Origin of the sequence: Pseudoalteromonas atlantica, assembly GCF_043641955.1 — a bacterium.
GTDB classification, from domain to species: Bacteria; Pseudomonadota; Gammaproteobacteria; order Enterobacterales; family Alteromonadaceae; genus Pseudoalteromonas; species Pseudoalteromonas atlantica_A.
Map to the genome: position 1 here is coordinate 74,738 of NZ_JBHZRV010000006.1, position 18,477 is coordinate 93,214.

Annotated in this window: 13 protein-coding genes; 1 reads left to right on the forward strand and 12 read right to left on the reverse strand. The window is 41.5% G+C overall.

All coding sequences use genetic code 11. The features are described 5' to 3' along the window. Window positions 1-51 precede the first annotated feature (51 nt). From tldD to ACHUE3_RS13045, 9 genes are all read right to left on the reverse strand, one after another. Complete coding sequence (gene tldD / locus ACHUE3_RS13005) at window positions 52-1,491, reverse strand: metalloprotease TldD (protein WP_394192833.1); 1,440 nt, start codon at window positions 1,489-1,491, stop codon at window positions 52-54. Next, the gene (locus ACHUE3_RS13010) at window positions 1,488-2,324 is read right to left on the reverse strand and encodes a carbon-nitrogen hydrolase family protein (RefSeq protein ID WP_394192834.1); all 837 of its coding nucleotides are present in this window, start codon (window positions 2,322-2,324) and stop codon (window positions 1,488-1,490) included. Before ACHUE3_RS13010 ends, tldD begins: the two co-directional genes overlap by 4 nt. Then, window positions 2,321-6,184: a YhdP family protein gene (locus ACHUE3_RS13015; protein WP_394192835.1), complete on the reverse strand. Its 3,864-nt coding sequence runs from the start codon at window positions 6,182-6,184 to the stop codon at window positions 2,321-2,323. Before ACHUE3_RS13015 ends, ACHUE3_RS13010 begins: the two co-directional genes overlap by 4 nt. Further along, window positions 6,184-7,656, reverse strand: coding sequence for a ribonuclease G (gene rng / locus ACHUE3_RS13020; RefSeq protein ID WP_394192836.1), 1,473 nt, complete (start codon window positions 7,654-7,656; stop codon window positions 6,184-6,186). The genes ACHUE3_RS13015 and rng overlap by 1 nt, the downstream gene beginning before the upstream one ends. Window position 7,657: 1 nt before the next feature. Further along, complete coding sequence (locus ACHUE3_RS13025) at window positions 7,658-8,227, reverse strand: Maf family protein (protein ID WP_394192837.1); 570 nt, start codon at window positions 8,225-8,227, stop codon at window positions 7,658-7,660. After that, window positions 8,227-8,706 carry a rod shape-determining protein MreD gene (mreD, locus tag ACHUE3_RS13030; RefSeq protein ID WP_394192838.1) on the reverse strand — a complete coding sequence of 160 codons (480 nt, stop codon included), beginning with the start codon at window positions 8,704-8,706 and terminating at the stop codon, window positions 8,227-8,229. The genes ACHUE3_RS13025 and mreD overlap by 1 nt, the downstream gene beginning before the upstream one ends. Continuing rightward, the gene (mreC, locus tag ACHUE3_RS13035; RefSeq protein ID WP_394192839.1) at window positions 8,699-9,541 is read right to left on the reverse strand and encodes a rod shape-determining protein MreC; all 843 of its coding nucleotides are present in this window, start codon (window positions 9,539-9,541) and stop codon (window positions 8,699-8,701) included. The genes mreD and mreC overlap by 8 nt, the downstream gene beginning before the upstream one ends. Further along, window positions 9,541-10,584, reverse strand: coding sequence for a rod shape-determining protein (locus ACHUE3_RS13040; RefSeq protein WP_058560919.1), 1,044 nt, complete (start codon window positions 10,582-10,584; stop codon window positions 9,541-9,543). Before ACHUE3_RS13040 ends, mreC begins: the two co-directional genes overlap by 1 nt. A 137-nt stretch (window positions 10,585-10,721) precedes the next feature. Then, entirely contained in the window at window positions 10,722-12,728 is a 2,007-nt protein-coding gene (locus ACHUE3_RS13045; RefSeq protein WP_394192840.1) for an SUMF1/EgtB/PvdO family nonheme iron enzyme, read from the reverse strand. A 268-nt stretch (window positions 12,729-12,996) separates the two neighbouring features. Here ACHUE3_RS13045 and ACHUE3_RS13050 point away from each other — a divergent pair, with 268 nt between their 5' ends. Next, window positions 12,997-13,884, forward strand: coding sequence for a 1-aminocyclopropane-1-carboxylate deaminase/D-cysteine desulfhydrase (locus tag ACHUE3_RS13050; protein WP_394192987.1), 888 nt, complete (start codon window positions 12,997-12,999; stop codon window positions 13,882-13,884). A gap of 208 nt (window positions 13,885-14,092) precedes the next feature. On the opposite strand, the gene ACHUE3_RS13055 is transcribed toward ACHUE3_RS13050, so the two are convergent. The 3 genes from ACHUE3_RS13055 to ACHUE3_RS13065 form a co-directional block, all read right to left on the reverse strand. Continuing rightward, complete coding sequence (locus ACHUE3_RS13055; protein ID WP_394192841.1) at window positions 14,093-15,811, reverse strand: EAL domain-containing protein; 1,719 nt, start codon at window positions 15,809-15,811, stop codon at window positions 14,093-14,095. A 406-nt stretch (window positions 15,812-16,217) separates the two neighbouring features. Further along, the gene (gene ssb / locus ACHUE3_RS13060) at window positions 16,218-16,949 is read right to left on the reverse strand and encodes a single-stranded DNA-binding protein (protein WP_135475083.1); all 732 of its coding nucleotides are present in this window, start codon (window positions 16,947-16,949) and stop codon (window positions 16,218-16,220) included. 20 nt (window positions 16,950-16,969) lie between these two features. Continuing rightward, window positions 16,970-18,337, reverse strand: coding sequence for an MFS transporter (locus tag ACHUE3_RS13065; protein ID WP_394192842.1), 1,368 nt, complete (start codon window positions 18,335-18,337; stop codon window positions 16,970-16,972). Window positions 18,338-18,477: the final 140 nt, after the last annotated feature.

Sequence of the window (18,477 nt, forward strand, 5' to 3'; positions counted from 1 at the left end):
ATAAAACCTTGAAAGCACGAGCTCTCAAGGTTTTTATCAAACAGAATACTGTTAAGCAGTGCCACCTACTGTTAGGTTATCTATTTTCAGGCTTGGTTGGCCAACACCCACTGGTACACTTTGACCGTCTTTACCACAAACACCTACGCCTTTATCAAGGGCTAAATCATTACCTACCATAGAAATTTGTTGCATAACCTCAGGGCCATTACCAATTAATGTTGCACCTTTAATTGGCTGGGTGATTTTACCGTTCTCAATTAAGTAAGCCTCTGAGGCACTAAATACAAACTTACCTGAGGTAATATCTACTTGGCCGCCACCAAAGTTTGGCGCAAAAATACCTTTTTTAACCGTGCTGATAATATCAGCTTGGCTGTGCTCGCCGCCTAACATGTAAGTGTTAGTCATGCGAGGCATAGGTAAATGCGCGTATGATTCACGACGGGCGTTACCTGTTGGGTTTACGCCCATCAAACGCGCGTTCATCTTATCTTGCATATAGCCTTTTAAAATACCGTTTTCGATAAGTACATTATAAGCCGCAGGTGTACCTTCATCATCTACATTCAATGATCCACGGCGATCGGCAATAGTGCCATCATCAACCACAGTACAAAGCTCAGACGCTACCTTTTCGCCAACTTTACCACTAAACGCAGAGGCACCTTTACGGTTAAAGTCGCCTTCTAAGCCATGACCTACTGCTTCATGCAGTAATACACCCGGCCAACCTGCACCAAGTACCACTTCCATTGTACCTGCTGGAGCGTCAATAGCTTCTAGGTTTACTTTAGCTTGGCGTACCGCTTCTTCTGCAAAGCCCATCCAACGGGGCTTACCATCTTCTAGTTCTTTAAAATAACCATAATCTAAACGTGCACCGCCACCAGCACCGCCACGTTCACGGCGGCCGTTTTTCTCTAGTAATACAGAACAATTTAAACGGATCAGCGGGCGGATATCTGTGGCAAATGTACCATCACTGGCAGCAATTAATACTTCTTCATATACTGCCGACATCGAGCTAATCACTTGCTGTGCATCAGGTGCAAGTTCACGAATATAGTTTTCAAGTTCGCGTAATAAGCTTACTTTATCGTTGTCACTCATACTTTGAATAGGTTGATGTGGCGCGAACTGCTCTTTTGCAGCAACATCACTAAATACTTGAATGGCTTTATTTTCGCCTGCATCGGCAATACTACGTGCCGCAGTTGCTGCTTTATTTAGCGCTTCTAAATTTATTGCATCTGAGTATGAAAAGCCTGTTTTCTCGCCGCTTACTGCTCGCACACCTACACCACGCTCAACATTGTAAGAGCCTTCTTTAACTAAGCCATCTTCTAATACCCATGACTCATGGTGGCTTGACTGAAAATATAAATCGGCGTAATCAACGTTGTGTTGATGAATAAAGCTAAGCGTTTTCTCGAGTTCTTCTCGATTTAGCTGGCTGTCGTGTAATAAATGCTGTTCAACCGTGTTCATAATAAATGCTCTCTAAATCGTTGGTGAGATTGCACAGGCATATCTCGTCTAATGGCATGTAGTTGGGATAAGTTGGGTTGGCAACCAATATATCCCGTGCCATTTTTAAGCTCACTGAGGACGTCACCCCAAGGAGAAATAATTAAACTATGACCGTAAGTAGCGCGACCATTTTCATGCTGCCCAGTTTGTGCTGCAGCAATAACATAACTTTGCGTTTCTATCGCTCGCGCTGTTAAAAGTGGCTGCCAATGAGCAGCCCCCGTTACTGTTGTAAACGCACTGGGCACTAATATGATTTCTGCTCCTGCACGCTGTAATGCACTAAACAGTCCACTAAAGCGTAGATCATAACATACTGCTAAGCCTATTTTGCCAAATGGCGTATCAACCACCACTACATCATTACCCGCTTGCGTAAAGGTTGATTCGCGATAAGCGCCGGTACCATCTGACACATCGACATCAAATAAGTGAATTTTATTGTAGCGTGCAATCACTTCACCTTGGCTATTAAATAGTAAAGATGCAGCATAATACTTAGCGTTATCAGTCTCGATAGGCAGTGTGCCTGCCGCTAGCCAAATATCGTACTTACAACAAAGCTGGCTCAATTGTGCCTGATATGCTTCACTTTGTTGGGCTACAGCAAGAGTATCATCGCCGGATTTGGCAAAAACTAAAAAGCTTTCAGGTAAACACACTAACAACGGGCGAGTGCTGGGTAAACTACAAAGCTGCTGCTCTAATTGGGCAAGGTTATTCTGAGCATTAATGCCTGAACACATTTGTAGCGCAATGATATGACCCGGTGAAGAGGATGTATGATTCATTGTGTTGCCGTTACCGCTGCATCTTTAAGTTTTAATTGACGTGTTTGCGGGCCATTTTGAGGTTGATTTTGTGCGGCTTGTGGAAGTTCAACTTCACGACTTTTCCTATCGACCTCTTGTACAACAGGGTCGCTCATACTGCCCGTTACTTTAAAGTTGATCTCAGATATTACACGCGCAGAGTGAATCACCTTATCAATTGCTAACGCCGCTAATCCCGTCACTGGGTTTACCATCCATGCAACAATAACCGGAATACTTGACGTCACCTGTGGCGCAACGGCTAAATCATAATTGATTTCCATGGTATTTAAATTGGTGTGCCCTTTAATGGTCAAATCAGCTGGAACACCATCCATTTTGGTGTCTTGGGTATAAGCAACCCCTTTATCTAACTGCATTGTTCCTTTAAAGCTGTTGTAGAAAAAGCCTTTAGAAAATACGTCTCTAAAATCGAGCTTAAGTTTTCGAACCAACGAATCTAAACTCAATAATGAAAAAACACGTGCCCCGCCATCACTTATTTCAGCAAGGTGACCATCCTCTAAGTTCCATGCTAAATCACCCGATAGTGTGGGTATATCAAATTGATACGGTGCGCCTTGCCATGCTAAATCAAAGTTAATGTCGGCATCAGAGTCCTTCACCGTGGTGGTAATATCAAACTCATCAAAAAGCTCACCTATGTCATCACTTTGCATATTACCATTAAGGCGTGTTTGACCATTTTTCCACTGCCCTTTAGCACGCAGAATATGCTCCCCTTTATCAATAACAAGCTCTGGGATCAGTAACTGAGTACCATCGCCAAATAAGGAAGCACTTACATTATCCAGTTGATAGCTATCTACTTTACAATCTAAACAATTAAACTCAATTGCAGGAATGTTATTTAACCAAGCTAAATCCTCAACCGAAGTTGTGTTAACTTGCTCTGTGGGCTCTTCATCTGGTTTAGAAAGAAAGTTTAACCGTAAATAATCACTGTTCACTTGAATCGGGCGACTAGTTTGATTAATTGGAATACTGATTTGTGAGCGAAGCTCTTTTGCATTAAGCCTTAAATTAAGCTCATCTAACTTAGGTTTTAACCGCATTTCAAAATCATTAAAAACAATGTCAGCAATTGTTAAACGGTTTATTTGCCCCACCACCTCTTTTAATGGGGGGAGCACGCCTTCACTTTGTGTTTCAACTTGGCTTACAGCAATGATTTGATCAATCAGCGTAACCCAAGACAGTAGTGGGGTTTCCTCTAAATTTATAGAAACAGTAAAATCTTCTCTATTCAACCCTAAGTCCTGCTCCCCCAAAATTAGGTGCGCATTCGTCATCTTAGCGCTGGCATTGGCTAAAATAGCGTTAAAGTAAATCTGATCATTCACATTTGCAGTGATCAAATTAGATATATCATCACCCTGGACCTGTGCCTTGAGTTCCCATGGTTGCTCAGCATTTTTAGTATAAGGTGCAGGTAATTCACTTGTCAGGCCAACGAGTTGTGAGTTTACTTCAGCGAGGTAATTGAAACCCGTTGGCAAGAAGTTTAATGTGACATCAATCGCAAGTTCGCTTTCACCCTTTAAGTAACCTTGAAACAAACCCTGCGCTTCTGCGATTAAAGTGTCTGCATCAATTTGTGCAACAATATTAATTTCACCACGGTAGGTTTCACCGATGTTTTTGCCATCAAAATCAAATTTAATAGGCATGCCTAGCCAGTTTGCAGATGCGCTTTTTAAAGCAACATGATCATCATTAAAGTATAACCTACCGTTCACAGCTGATAATTGTATACCCGGCTGAGCCAGATAAATTGGCATATCTTTAAGTGTTACAACGCCTTTGGCATTAACATCCAACTCATTTAAATCAACAGTCAATTCTATATCAGCATTTGCACTTCCTTGCCCTTGAATCACTGAAAATACATTGGCCAGTGGTTGCTCAAGTGGAGTCGCTTTGAAAAAAGGTAACAAAGATTGTGCATCAGCACGCTTTTTAATTTTAACTGATAAGGTGTCAGCATTCATTAAGTCAGCAATACTTACATGAACGCTATTATCAACCGCTAAATTAATCAACTGACCTTGCTGAGTATAGATATCCATTCGTTCGTTTTCAAAATGAAGCTTTGCACTTGCTTGCGTTACGCTAGGCCAATCAGGGGTAAATTGATAAGTTGCATTATCAATTTGTGCCAATACTTCAAATTGCCCTGACTTGTCCGTAAATGGAAAGCCCGACAGCGGTCCTGAAAACAGTACTTGCGCCTGAGTTAGTTCACCTTGCTTTATCGCACCATTTAAATAACTGACTAAGTTTTCACTCATTACTGGTAATGGAAAGTAATGCCCAGCAATACTTGCATCAGGAGCATAAAACTCTGCGTACAAATCTAGCCTAGGCTGCTCACCCATACTAATCTTCATTTCTGCTGCTAGGGTAAGTTCTTCATTGTCTAGCCATATGTTATCACTGCTTATATGCCACCCTTGAGCAGTATTAAATGCATCAATATCTACATTGAGCTGAGTGTACTTTATGGGCTGCGAAAATGTATCGCCTGTTAAAAGTACATTGTTTTCGCCAAATAGGCTGACCCGACCACGAGATTGATTTAGGTTACCTTCGATACGCAGTGCATTCGCCCCGGGGATTCCCTGATTAGAAAGCCAGCCGATATTCTCTGCCGCAAACCAAAGCTGCCAATCTGCAGAAGAGTTAAATAATGCATAGGCTTTATCTATTACGCCACTCGGCTCACGTGTGATTAATGGGTCTAACACTGAAAAGTTACTTAGCTGAGCTAACTTAGTGGCTAAATCAAGGTCAAACTCTTGTAACCAAAATTGTTTTTGCTTGCCAAGCTGCGCTTCAAACTTCACGTTCGGCCAGCTATGCTGCAAACTATTCACAGCTAACCCTGTACTTTTTAATCGCCAGCCTTGTTGCCATGGAAATAAATGAAAACCGCCTTCACTAATGCTTAACTGATGAGGCTTTGCTTCATTGCCCTGCTGCCAATTTATAAAACTAGGTAGCCATTTAACTTTAACATCCGTGATTAAGCCTTTTTCAATACTCATCCAGGATTCTAGGTTAAGGTTTGACTTCAACTCATGTTTGTCTTTATTGCTGTATTGTGCCACCCATTTGGAAATATCAACTTGACTTGCTTGGACGTAAATATCGCCTGCCATTGCTTCTAACGTTTTTCCTGTTAGCGCAATTCGAGCGTCAAAAGTGCCGACAGAGATACCTGGTAGTGCTAATGTACCGCTACCACTATGTTGTTTCGGTTTGTTTTGCCAAACTATATTTTCAAGAATTAAACGACGTTCTTTACCATCACCCATTAAAAAGTTGATGCTACTATTTTCAACTGCAAAATGACCCGTATCACCTAAAAACAAGCCCTCAATGAGCTCCTTTTGCTCAAACGCAACATCGCCTTCACCTGAGTCTAGCAGCGAAGGGAGGTTTACATTGGCATGAAAGCCATTGATGACAAAGTAATTAGACTTTAATTGCTGAGTTTTAATGCTTTCCCACAGGTTAAGCTCTAGGCTGGCTTTCGCTATTGTCAGCGCTATAGGTGAAGTGGTGTTATCTTCAAAAGATATCTCTTCCATTACAATGGCAGGGCCTTTACCCTGCCAACTTGCTGAAATTGCACCAATAGATAAGTTAACTGCAAACTTTTCATAAAGGTAACCCTCTAAGTCACCTTTATAATCGTTCGCATAAGGAAGCGTGTATTTTAAAACGGATACAATAACGGCCAGCAGTACTAGAGTTACAGCAAATACTTGCCATAACTTTCTAATACAATAAAAACAAACCGTTTTTGCTTTCATTACATCATAACCACATCGAACTGCTCTTGACTGTAGAGGCTCTCAGTTTGAATGCTCACTTGCTTACCAATAAATAACTCAAGTTCAGCAAGGTTATGATATTCGTCGTTTATCAATGCTTCACTTACCGCTGGAGCGGCATAAACCATAAATTTATCGGCTGCATAAGCACGGTTAACACGCACGATTTCTCGCAAGATCTCGTAACAAACCGTTTCAACCGTTTTTTGCGAGCCACGCCCTGAACAAGCAGGACATACATCACATAGTATATGCTCTAGGCTCTCACGGGTGCGCTTACGGGTCATTTCCACTAACCCCAGTGCTGATAAACCATTTATATTTGATTTAGCACGATCTTTGCCAAGCGCAGATTCAAGGGAGTGTAAAACTCTGCGCTTGTGCTCTTCACTGATCATATCAATAAAATCGATAATGATTATGCCGCCTAAGTTTCGCAGCCTAAGCTGGCGCGCAATGGCTGATGTTGCTTCAACATTGGTGTTAAAAATAGTTTCTTCAAGGTTACGGTGACCAACAAATGCCCCCGTGTTAACGTCGACAGTCGTCATTGCCTCTGTTTGGTCAATAATTAAATAACCACCTGACTTGAGCTCAACCTTTCTATGCAGTGCTTTTTGAATTTCATTTTCAACATCAAACAAGTCAAAAATAGGTCGTTCACCTGGGTAGTATTCAAGTGCGCCCGCCAGAATAGGCACAAACTCTTCTGTGAATGCTTTGAGCTCATGGTATGTCAATTTAGAATCAACCCGAATACGCTCCATGTCTTCACCAACGTAATCTCTTAGAGTACGAAACGCTAACGTTAGATCTTCGTGCAGGATACTCTCTTTACTGGTTTTTTTACGCTTGGTGACTATTTTTTCCCACAGCTTTTTTAAAAATGCAGCATCATGGCGTAACTCGGCCTCATTAGCACCTTCAGCAGCTGTGCGAACAATAAAGCTTCCATCATCGTCAGAATAGTCTGCAACAATATTTTTTAGCCGGCTGCGTTCTTCTTCTGTTTCAATGCGCTGGCTTACCCCAACATGTGTAGCGTCTGGCATAAACACTAAGTAGCGTGATGGAATGGTGATATCGGTGGTTAAGCGTGCGCCTTTTGTTCCTAACGGATCTTTAACCACTTGCACCATAATATATTGCCCTTGGCGCACTAGTTCGCGAATATCTTGGACTTTTTTAACTGGCTGCTCATCCACACCTTCAATGATTGAAGCGCTATTAACAATATCTGAAGCATGTAAAAATGCCGCTTTTTCAAGGCCTATATCGACAAATGCAGCTTGCATACCCGGCAGTACGCGACTTATTTTACCAAGGTAAATATTACCAACGATGCCTAAATTGCCAATACGCTCGAGTTGAATTTCTTGCAGTACGCCGTTCTCAATGAGGGCAACACGACTTTCACTTGGGGTGACGTTAATTAGTAATTCTATACTCATGTTACCTACTTAAAAATTCACTTAATAATTTATCGCACTCATATAAAGGTAAGCCCACTACGGCAAAATAGCTACCTGAAATATGTGTTACAAAACGTCCTCCTAGCCCCTGAATACCGTACCCGCCAGCTTTATCCTTTGGCTCGCCACTTTGCCAATAACTTTCTAGCTCATCATTACTTAATGATTTAAAAGTGACTTCGGTGGTGACAACTTGGCTTATAACATCGTTTGGAGTGGCAAAAGCAATGGCTGTTAACACCTGGTGTGTTCGATTAGATAGGCGCTGCATCGTAGTTATAAAATCAGCTTTATCAATCGGCTTGCCAAGCGCTTGCCCATCAATAACGACTACTGTATCGCTGCCAAGAACAGGACGATCAGTATAACCCATTGCAACACCAGTTTGCGCTTTAAGACATGCTAAACGTTCAACATAGTCGACTGCAGGCTCGTTAACTAATTGGCTTTCATCTGCATCTACACTAAATTGTGAAAACTCATAACCAAGCTGCGTTAACAGCTCTTTACGCCGCGGGGAAGCCGACGCTAAATAAATTGCACTTTGCATTATCTAATCCTGAAATGGCGACGATATTTGCGTAATAATAAGAAAATCCAGGGCCAACTTAGCATCCCTGTAACGACAGGCCATAAATACTGCGGGTTAAAATAAACGTCCATTAAAAAATGATTTAGCCAAAACTGCATGAGATGGTAAAACATTAAAAATAAGCCCACTAAAATAGCTTGCTGCCAAATTGAAAAATTGCGAATTTTTTGAAAGTTACTGGCTGTAACAAAAATACAAATAGAGAAGGTGAGTGAATTGACACCTAATGGCGAACCCGATGCTAAATCAATCAATAAACCAACAACCCATGCGGTGCCAATATTTAATCGATGAGGAACAGCCAATGACCAATACATTAAAACCAACAACACCCAATCAGGACGAAACGGCTCAAATGTAAAAGGCAGAGGCATTAGCGACATGATCAAAGCAAAGAAAATACTCACTCCGATCAAAAAGCTATGACGGCTATTCACTGCTAATAATCTCCTGCTGCTGACGCCATAAAACAACCAGTAATCGTATGCGATCCAGTTGAGCTACAGGCTCAGCGTATACTTGAGCGAAAGGACTGCCTTCATCACGGTTTATTTCTGTAACGATAGCAACAGGGTAGCCTTCTGGAAATGTGCCACCTAACCCTGATGTCACCAATACATCACCTATACGAACATCTAAACTGTGGGGGACATGTGACAGTTTAACTTGATTTATTTTGCCCATACCTTCGACGACAGTTCGTACTTCATTACGTAAAATACGCACGGGTGTTGCATGAGTCGTGTCCGTCATCAACAACACACGAGACGTTGTTGACCCAACCTTAGTTAATTGGCCAACAACCCCCATTTCATCAATAACCGCTTGGCCTTCACTTAAACCATCAATCGCGCCTCGGTTAATAACCACTTGATGGCTATATGGGTTTGAATGCACAGATAGAATTTGGGCGATAATTTTTCGGTTGGCTTGCTTTGCTGAAGAGCCCAGTAGTGCTCTTAGTTTCTGGTTTTCTTTAGTTAAAAATTGGTATTGCTGTAACTGCTCACTTTGCAGCAACTGCTTTTGTTTAAGCGCTTCATTTTCGCTTAGTAGCTGCTCACGGGTTTGTAAACTTTTAGCACCAAAACTAAATACTTCATAAGGTAAGTTGGCAAGATAAATTAATGGGCTGACAAGCGTATTTAAACTAGTACGTACTGTTGTACTACCTTGGGTATATTTATCGCCAACAATCAACACGATACTCAAAAGCACTGCGACAAAGAGTCGCAGTTGCAATGAAACCGTACGTCCAAACATTAACTTCATTAGTCGTAACTAAATACGTCACCACCGTGCATATCAATCATTTCAAGTGCTTTACCACCACCACGAGCAACGCACGTAAGTGGGTCATCAGCAACAACCACAGGAATACCGGTTTCTTCCATTAATAAGCGATCTAAATCTTTTAGTAACGCGCCGCCGCCCGTTAATACCATACCCTTTGCAGAGATATCTGATGCAAGCTCTGGAGGCGACTGCTCAAGAGCTACCATTACAGCACTTACAATACCCATTAACGGTTCTTGTAATGCTTCTAAGATTTCATGTGAATTAAGCGTAAACGAACGCGGTACACCTTCAGCAAGGTTACGACCACGCACTTCAATCTCAACAGGTTCATCTGTTTTAAAAGCTGAGCCAATTTGATGCTTAATATTTTCAGCGGTAGCCTCACCAATTAAGCTGCCAAAGTTACGACGCACATAATTAATGATTGCTTCATCAAATTTGTCACCACCAATACGTACAGATGATGAATAAACCACACCATTCAATGAGATAATAGCAACTTCAGTGGTACCACCACCGATATCAACCACCATTGAACCGGTAGCTTCTGATACTGGTAAACCTGCACCTATTGCTGCGGCCATTGGTTCTTCAATTAAATAAACTTCACGGGCACCGGCACCCATTGCTGATTCACGAATTGCTCGCTTTTCAACTTGAGTGGCGCCGCATGGCACACAAATTAGTACGCGCGGGCTTGGACGCATAAAGTTATTATTATGGACTTGCTTGATAAAGTGCTGAAGCATTTTTTCAGTCACATAAAAGTCGGCGATCACACCATCTTTCATTGGACGAATAGCTTTAATGTTACCCGGCGTACGGCCTAGCATCTGCTTCGCTTCAGTACCAACTGAGGCAACACTTTTAGGCCCACCAGCACGCTCTTGACGAATAGCGACAACAGATGGTTCATTAAGGACTATGCCTTCATCTTTGACATAAATAAGGGTATTGGCTGTACCCAAGTCGATCGATAGATCGTTTGAAAAAATACCACGGAGTTTCTTAAACATGAGGCTGGATGACCTTTGAAAAACGTTCTTATATTAGCTATTAATCACTTTAACACGCTGAGTTAGTTCAGCAATCAAAAGCATCTCTTAGCTAGGTAAAATAGCAAAAAGGAAGCATTGCTTCCTTTCAAAAATATTTATCGCTCTCGTACTAAACGAAAACCAATGTAATTTGCACGAAAATCAGGCGCTAAAATCAAACGTGTTGCAGCTCTGGCAAGGCTTGGAGCAAAATTCCATGCACCACCGCGCACTGTTACGTCTGATTGACCCGATGATTTATGAGTCCATTCCCATACATTTCCTACAGTATCGTACAAGCCAAACGCGTTGGGCGAAAACGAACCAACAGGCGCTGCACTGCGGTTTGACCATTCACTGCCACACCAACCACAATTAGCTAGATTTTTACCAATTTCATTACCCCAAGGGTACTCTGTTGTTGTACCTGAGCGAGCAGCATATTCCCACTCCACTTCACTAGGTAAACGATATTGCTGCCCCGTTTCACCCGATAACCAATTAGCGTAGGCTTTAGCATCGTTGTATGTTAAACAGACTGCCGGAAAATTACTTTCTTGCTCAAAGCCTGGATTACGCCAGTTTAAACTGACTTCCCATACAGGTTCACCATTAAGGTAATAAGCGCAGCCACGATTAAGTTCAGCCTCAGTTTTATAACCTGTGCTCGATACAAACTTTTGGTACTCACCCACTGTCACTTCTTTGCTTTGCATAGCAAAAGAGTTTTCAATCGTTTTTTCGACCACGGGGCGCTCGTTTGCTAAACCATTTCCGTTAATATCGCCCATTTTGAACGTACCAGCAGGGATAACAACAACAGCTGCGCTCGACGTGCTATTTATCGATTTATTGCTTTGCTCTCTGGTGAAGGTCGGTGCAGCAATCGACTCAGGCTTTTTTACTAACTTGGCGTTTATCGTGTGCGCCTTTCGTAAATCAATTCTAACGCGATAAGGTTTATACCCTTGCTTGCGTACTTCAATATCATGAAGCCCGCGCGGGAGCGAAGTTGCTAACCGAGTCGAGCCAAAACTCACCCCATTAATAAACACTTCGTCATCGTACACATTTGAACGCAATGTCAGCTCGACCATTTTGTTCTTTGTATTATCCACAACAAGCGGGTTTGCATTAGTTGCTGGCTTAACAGCGTAATCTCTAACAGGCTGTTGGTTCATGCGTGATACAGAAACGTTATTATCCTGAGTATCACTGAATGTTAACTGACTATCGTAAAACCCTGTTCCGTAGCTTGCTTGGTAAGCTGTACTTAATGGAGTGCCATATTCTGAGCAATAACGGTTATCAACACTCAATAAGTTACATAAACGGCTGCTGTTCACATCGCCACGCATAGTCACACTCAGGTTAACGTTGTAGTTACCTTGGCCACTAAATGCGCTGTTTACAACATGACTACTGATAATTTGTACCTGAGCACCAGCCATATTGCGTTTAGGTTCAACTAAACGCTCTTCTGTCAGGTTAGCAAAAATTTGATCAATGAAGCGTTTTGTGGCTTTTTGTAAGCCCATTTGTTGGCCGCGCTGTTCACAGGCTGCCAGTGTTTCAGTGCGCTTACAGTTAATTGTATGATCAACCTCAAGCGTACCTTCACGAGTGAACTCATTTCTTAATCGTTCAACACGTGCGGTTGTTAATTGCTCTTTCAAGCTTTCAAGGGTGTTTAACTGGGTATGTTTGGCTACACGAATTTGCTCAATATCTTTACGATGTGATGCAATTGCCGCTAACTGCATCGCGATGTCATCTTTATTTTGTTTATGATCGACAACGGCTTGCTGGTAACGCGCCTGAGCAGTACTAATATCAATAGTAGGATCGTCAATCAAACGACGATACATTTCATTCATCGCATCAAGCGCTTGGTTTTTCTCTTTGTCTAACTCAGCTGAGCGAGCACGTAATAAATCAAGTTGGCTTTGTAACTGACTTTCTTCTTTTAAGTGTTTTTCAAGTATTTGTGTAGAGTTATCGTATTCAGCTTGTTTAATACTGATCTCAGATTCAATTCCAGAAACAGTTGCTGTATCTTGCGCAAATGCACACGATGCAAACAAACTTGCTGAAATTAACAGAGATAAAGGAGCAATTCGCATATATTCCATTCCCAAAAAGCGGCAATTATTTGGTCATTATTTATTTTTTATAATTAAACTCTTATGCTATGTACTTGCAAGGCAAAACACAAGCTTTGTTCAAAAATTATCTGAGTTTACAACTATTACCATCCATCACGCCAGTAAATAACCGTTTCATTTAATGAAAACCATCATTTTTGCACTCCTTTCATGAATCATTTTCTTATAGATAATTATTTTGCTAGCCTTATGCATCGATTTATTCAAAGATAAAACCGTGTATTCAATTTCCGAGTCCCCACTACAACAGATAACAAGCCCAATACTGACAAAGCAAAACCTTACCCTGCACATAAAGCGTGATGATCTGCTGCACCCGCTGATCAGTGGTAACAAGTGGCGAAAATTAAAATACAATTTAATTACTATGCGCACTCAAGGGAAAAGCGAATTAGTTACTTTTGGAGGGGCCTTCTCAAATCATATTCATGCCTGTGCTGCCGCCGGAAAAGAATTTAATTTTAAAACACACGGTATCATTCGTGGTCCTGAACTGGATTTAAACAACCCAACCCTACAATTTGCTCAACAAGCAGGTATGCAATTACACCCAGTTACACGTTTAGCATACCGCGAACGTCACAAACACGATTATTTAGCCGCATTACAAGCACGATTTCCAAATGCCTACTTACTTCCTGAGGGAGGCACAAATGAGGCCGCCTTATTAGGGTGTAAAGAGCTGGCAGAATCATTACCACACAGTGATTATATTATTTGCCCAACGGGAAGTGGTGGCACGCTCGCTGGATTGATAGAAGGAGCGCCCCCACATACGCATGTAATGGGTATCGCTGTTTTAAAGCAAGCTGAGTATTTAATTAACGAGATAAAAGCATTGAGCAAAAAAGCGAATAGCCAAACGAATTGGCAGTTACTGTGTGATTACCATGGTGGCGGATACGGAAAGTTTAGTCAGCACTTATGGCAGTTTTGTGAGTCAATGCGCACCGCTAACCTACTTCCGCTTGAGCCTATCTACTCAGGAAAAATGATGTACGCGTTATGGCAGCTAATTGAGCAAGGTTATTTCCCATCAGGGAGTAAAATTGTCGCAATCCACACCGGCGGCCTCCAAGGGTTAGATGGATTGCGATATCGACAACTCATCTAAACATGATTTTAGTATAACCTGAACTCTGGTTAAGAGATGTACTAATATACTGATGTTAAATAATAATTTTTTTATAAGTCTCCAGCCGGAGACTTTCAGGGGTAACAAGGCGAATTTATGCGTCAATAGCTGGCCTATTGCAAGTAAATTCAACGCAGTTAGCGCTTAAAGTAGCCGCTGGAGATAAATTTATTATCCAGAGTTCAGGTTAGTATAGTGTTACTTGAGTGAACTCTTGCAATGGTTCCGTAAAATAAAAACCTTGCGCGGCTCGTACACCTAGGCTTTTCAACGTATTAAGTTCTTGTTGTGTTTCTACACCCACACCATAAACACCAAGATTAAGCTGATCACCTTTAGCAACAATGTCTTTAACAATACGCTGCTGCTTTAGATGCTTATCAATATTATGCATGAGTTCATAACCCAGTTTAAACCCTTTGAGTAGCTCAAACGAGGTTAAAGATGCAAGTTCATCAATGGTTAGAATATTATCAATAACAATCGATGCATTTATTGCTGCAATCTGCTCAAAGGCAGGAGTGAGTTCAGCTCTAAACTGATTAAAGTCCTCTGCTGAAATCTCAAACTGTAGTTTATCCGCATCTTTAAATGTACTGACAGCCTGTGCAAACTGCTTCCAAAATCGGCGGTTCAACCAATTTTGTGAATGTAAGTTAATACTTACAACCAACTGTGAAGGCTCTTTGTTGAGGATAGATATCACGTGTTCAATAACCGTAATATCCAACTGCATGATTGAAGCATCCGTTTTTAAATGAGGAATAAACTGCCTAGCAGATAATAAACCTAACGATTTATGCCTGATCCTTATCAGAGCCTCATGCTGGAGCATCTCTCCTGTGTTCAAATCAAAAAGGGGCTGAAAAAATAGCGTGAATTTTTTCTTTGCTATGTATTCTGGTAAATCTTTACTGCTACTTTTTAATACTTCAAAATGAGTATGACTAAAAGGTATCCGCACTGTATGGCGCCATGGGCTCTGCTTAGCTTGCTCTAAAGCGGATTTAGTGAGTTGATAAACGACAGATTGATCTGCACCTAATCTATAATTGCAAACCCCTATTTTAATATTTTTTCGCGACAAATCTTGGCGGTAACATAATGAAGCCTGATATATCACTTGATGAAGCCTATGTGTATAACTGTCTAACTTTGCTTGCGGTACCCCCTGCAATGTAATTGCCAGCCCACCTGATTTAAGCAGTTTAACTGAAACCTTAGGGAGCTCACTAAACCCTTTAGCAATAACCAATTTAAAATGGCTTTCTAAGTCGACATTCTCTGGAAAAGGGTAACCCCAATAAAACAGTGCAAAAAAATGGTAATTACCCTGCTGTATATAATACAACTTTTCAATTTCATCGTCTTTTATTGTCTTAGGTACGCTACTTGTTACCTCTGCGTGACTTTGATTACTACTAACACTAATGCTACTTGGTAAACGTTCGGAGGAAGCCTGAGTTGTCTGTGCAAGGTTACTTTCATAACGTTTATAAAGAATACGCCACCAGCGGTATCCCCACATTATTGCACCAATGATAACCAAGTTAAGTAATATAAATATATAGCTTTCAACCACCCAAGGAGGTCTGTGATAGAGCTTTAAACTAATATTTTTATAATTAAATATGTCACTTTTCTCACCCATCAAGGCAGAAAAATAAAACGGCGGTGAATTACCCTCGGGCTCAAGCATAAAACCATGCGCATTTACTAATGCTGCAATGATCTCTTTATTTACAATCACATCTAGCTTTAAGTCATAAACCTGCTGGGCAAGTTTAACTCCTGTAACATGCACCTTCTGATGCAAAACGTCACCCAACAAGAGGTTAAATGCACAAATAAATACCAAGCAAACAGCAATATAAATACTGAGCATATTTACTCGTAGCTTTTTCAATTTAATTGCCATGGTTCGCACAGAATGATAAAGGAATAGATCAAGTGTTGTTCAAGATCCCCATAAACACAAGGCTTGGAGCCGATTTTAAATGTTATCAAGGTACTCAAGTTATAAAACTTTTGAATTTATAATTACCTAACTGATAATAACTGCGGTATTGGTTACATGCTCTTCTATTACTGTGAGCTAACAAGGTAAGAAGGTAAGAAGGTAACTTAAATTTTTAACTAGGTCCTTATCATGAAACAAGCGAAAATTAATATTGTGGACTATAACTGTGTAACTCACCCATTTGAGGTAAGTAAGTTCTAACTCTTATTAGAGAAAATCATTTTTTATAGCTATAAACACAGAAAAGCCCTGTTATTACAGGGCTTTTCTACATTTTTAAATTTGTCTTTGATCAGAACGGAATGTCGTCATCAAAGTCAATTGGTGGTTCCATTGGGTTTGATGCGCCGCCTTGTGGTGCGTTTTGCGGCTTAGGTGCAAAACCACCTTGCTGCGGTGCATTGGCATTGCTGCTTTGTTGCTGGTTATAACCACCGCCTGATTGGTATTGGTTATTCTGCTGTGGTGCAGCTGCAGGTTGCTGGCGCGCTGCTGGTGCTTGTTGCTGTGGCGCACTTTGTTGCTGCCCGTAACCACCACCTTGTTGTGGTGCACTTTGTTGCTGACCATAACCGCCACCTTGTTGAGGTGCGCTTTGCTGCTGGTTGTAACCGCCTTGTGATTGACCACCTTGAGACTGGCCACCTTGGTAACCACCACCTTGCTGATCACCACCACGTGCACCTAGCATTTGCATTTGACCAGTAAAGCCATCTACAACGATTTCTGTGGTGTATTTTTCTTGACCTTGTTGATCAGTCCATTTACGTGTTTGAAGTTTACCTTCAACGTAAATTTGTGAACCTTTACGGCAGTATTCACCCACGATTTCAGCTAACTTGCCGAAAAACACCACACGATGCCATTCAGTTTTATCGACCATTTGGCCGGTGTTTTTATCTTTGTAGCTATCTGAAGTAGCTAAAGTAATGTTTGCTACGCCATTACCATTAGGCATATAACGTACTTCTGGATCTTGGCCTAAATTACCAACCAAGATTACTTTATTAACACCGCGTGCCATGGACCTTTCTCCTATTTACGTTAGCTTAAACCTGCCACTTTCCGGGCATGGTCTAGGTCAAATTCTTTATCATTAATCTTTAGGTAGCTGCGATTTTCTTCGCATACAACCGTTGCTTCAATTACCCCTGGTAAAGCAACCAATTTAGAGGCAAGCGTTTGTGCTTGCTGCTCTGAACTTAATTCTGTCATTAAGCTAATCATTTTACTTCTAGGTGGGACTTGCATTTGCCAAGCAAGGATAAGCCATATTACCCCAACAAGTGCGGCCGCGGCAAACACTGCTTGCGGGCTTGCTAATTGCGCTACGTAACCCCCTAAAATACCACCTAAAAATGCACCAAAAAATTGCCCTGAGGAAAACACACCCATGGCAGAGCCTTTTTGATTTGCAGGCGCTAAGCGCGAAACCAGCGCAGGCATTGTTGCCTCTAAAAAGTTAAAAGCGATAAAATAAGCAAGCATACATAACGCCATACCTACAACTGAATCAACACCCGCAGCTAAAGCTACCATGCTCAATACCAATACAATGATAGACCCTAAAAATGCCTGTTTTTCCTTTTCTTTGCGAATGGCAATAATCATCACAGGCGCCATTAGCAAGAATGCTAAAATCAACACTGGAATATATACTTGCCAATGTGCTTCAGCCGCTAAACCTTTGACAATTAATTGTCCCGGTAGCGCAACAAAAATAGCTGTTAAAGTTAAATGCAGTAGCATCACGCCAAAATCTAAACGAGCGAGCTGTGAATGCTTAACCAATTTTTTTATGTCAGAAAAACTAGCTAAAGTATCACCTTTGGGTGCTTTACTTACCGCTTTGGGCACTAGAAAAAGCACTATAAATATACCTAAAACCGCTAATATTGCCGTTAACCAAAATACCCCTGCAATGCCCCAAGAAGCCGCGACCATTGGGCCTAGTAACATCGCAAACGCAAAACTCATACCTATGCTCATGCCAATTACGGCCATTACTTTTGGTCGTTGCTCATCACGGCTCAAATCAGATGCAAATGCTAATAGTGAACTGGCAATAGCGCCCATACCTTGTAACGCACGCCCCACTGTTACCATTTGCATTGAATCAGCCGTTGCAGCGATAACAGAACCTAATGCAAACACACTTAAACCACCGATAATCACTTTTTTGCGGCCGATTTTATCTGATAACCAGCCCATAGGTATTTGCAACACGGCTTGTGTGAGCCCGTATGCACCAATAGCAATACCAATCCATAGCGGAGAAAAACCTGAAAGCTGCTGACCATAAATAGCCAGTACTGGCATCAGCATAAAGAGGCCAAGCATACGAAAAGCAAACACGCTCGCTAGGGAAACTGCGGCACGTTTTTCTCGTGAGTTGAGTGAAGAAGCTGTCATGATTCGCGTGTTCTTGCTGTCTATTAGAATTCGAGGGGGGGATTCTATCACAAGCTTAAGAATAAATAATCGCCTCAAAGCGATGATTTTTCATTGATCAAGGATTAATCTTCCCGCGTATTATGAGATACTCAACAAAT

Excerpts from the sequence above, each read along its gene's own strand:
- ACHUE3_RS13040 (WP_058560919.1), bottom strand. The coding sequence starts at position 10,584 with ATGTTTAAGAAACTCCGTGGTATTTTTTCAAACGATCTATCGATCGAC.
- rng (WP_394192836.1), bottom strand. The coding sequence starts at position 7,656 with ATGAGTATAGAATTACTAATTAACGTCACCCCAAGTGAAAGTCGTGTT.
- ACHUE3_RS13010 (WP_394192834.1), bottom strand. The coding sequence starts at position 2,324 with ATGAATCATACATCCTCTTCACCGGGTCATATCATTGCGCTACAAATG.
- tldD (WP_394192833.1), bottom strand. The coding sequence starts at position 1,491 with ATGAACACGGTTGAACAGCATTTATTACACGACAGCCAGCTAAATCGA.
- mreC (WP_394192839.1), bottom strand. The coding sequence starts at position 9,541 with ATGAAGTTAATGTTTGGACGTACGGTTTCATTGCAACTGCGACTCTTT.
- ACHUE3_RS13065 (WP_394192842.1), bottom strand. The coding sequence starts at position 18,337 with ATGACAGCTTCTTCACTCAACTCACGAGAAAAACGTGCCGCAGTTTCC.
- ssb (WP_135475083.1), bottom strand. The coding sequence starts at position 16,949 with ATGGCACGCGGTGTTAATAAAGTAATCTTGGTTGGTAATTTAGGCCAA.
- ACHUE3_RS13025 (WP_394192837.1), bottom strand. The coding sequence starts at position 8,227 with ATGCAAAGTGCAATTTATTTAGCGTCGGCTTCCCCGCGGCGTAAAGAG.
- ACHUE3_RS13045 (WP_394192840.1), bottom strand. The coding sequence starts at position 12,728 with ATGCGAATTGCTCCTTTATCTCTGTTAATTTCAGCAAGTTTGTTTGCA.
- ACHUE3_RS13015 (WP_394192835.1), bottom strand. The coding sequence starts at position 6,184 with ATGAAAGCAAAAACGGTTTGTTTTTATTGTATTAGAAAGTTATGGCAA.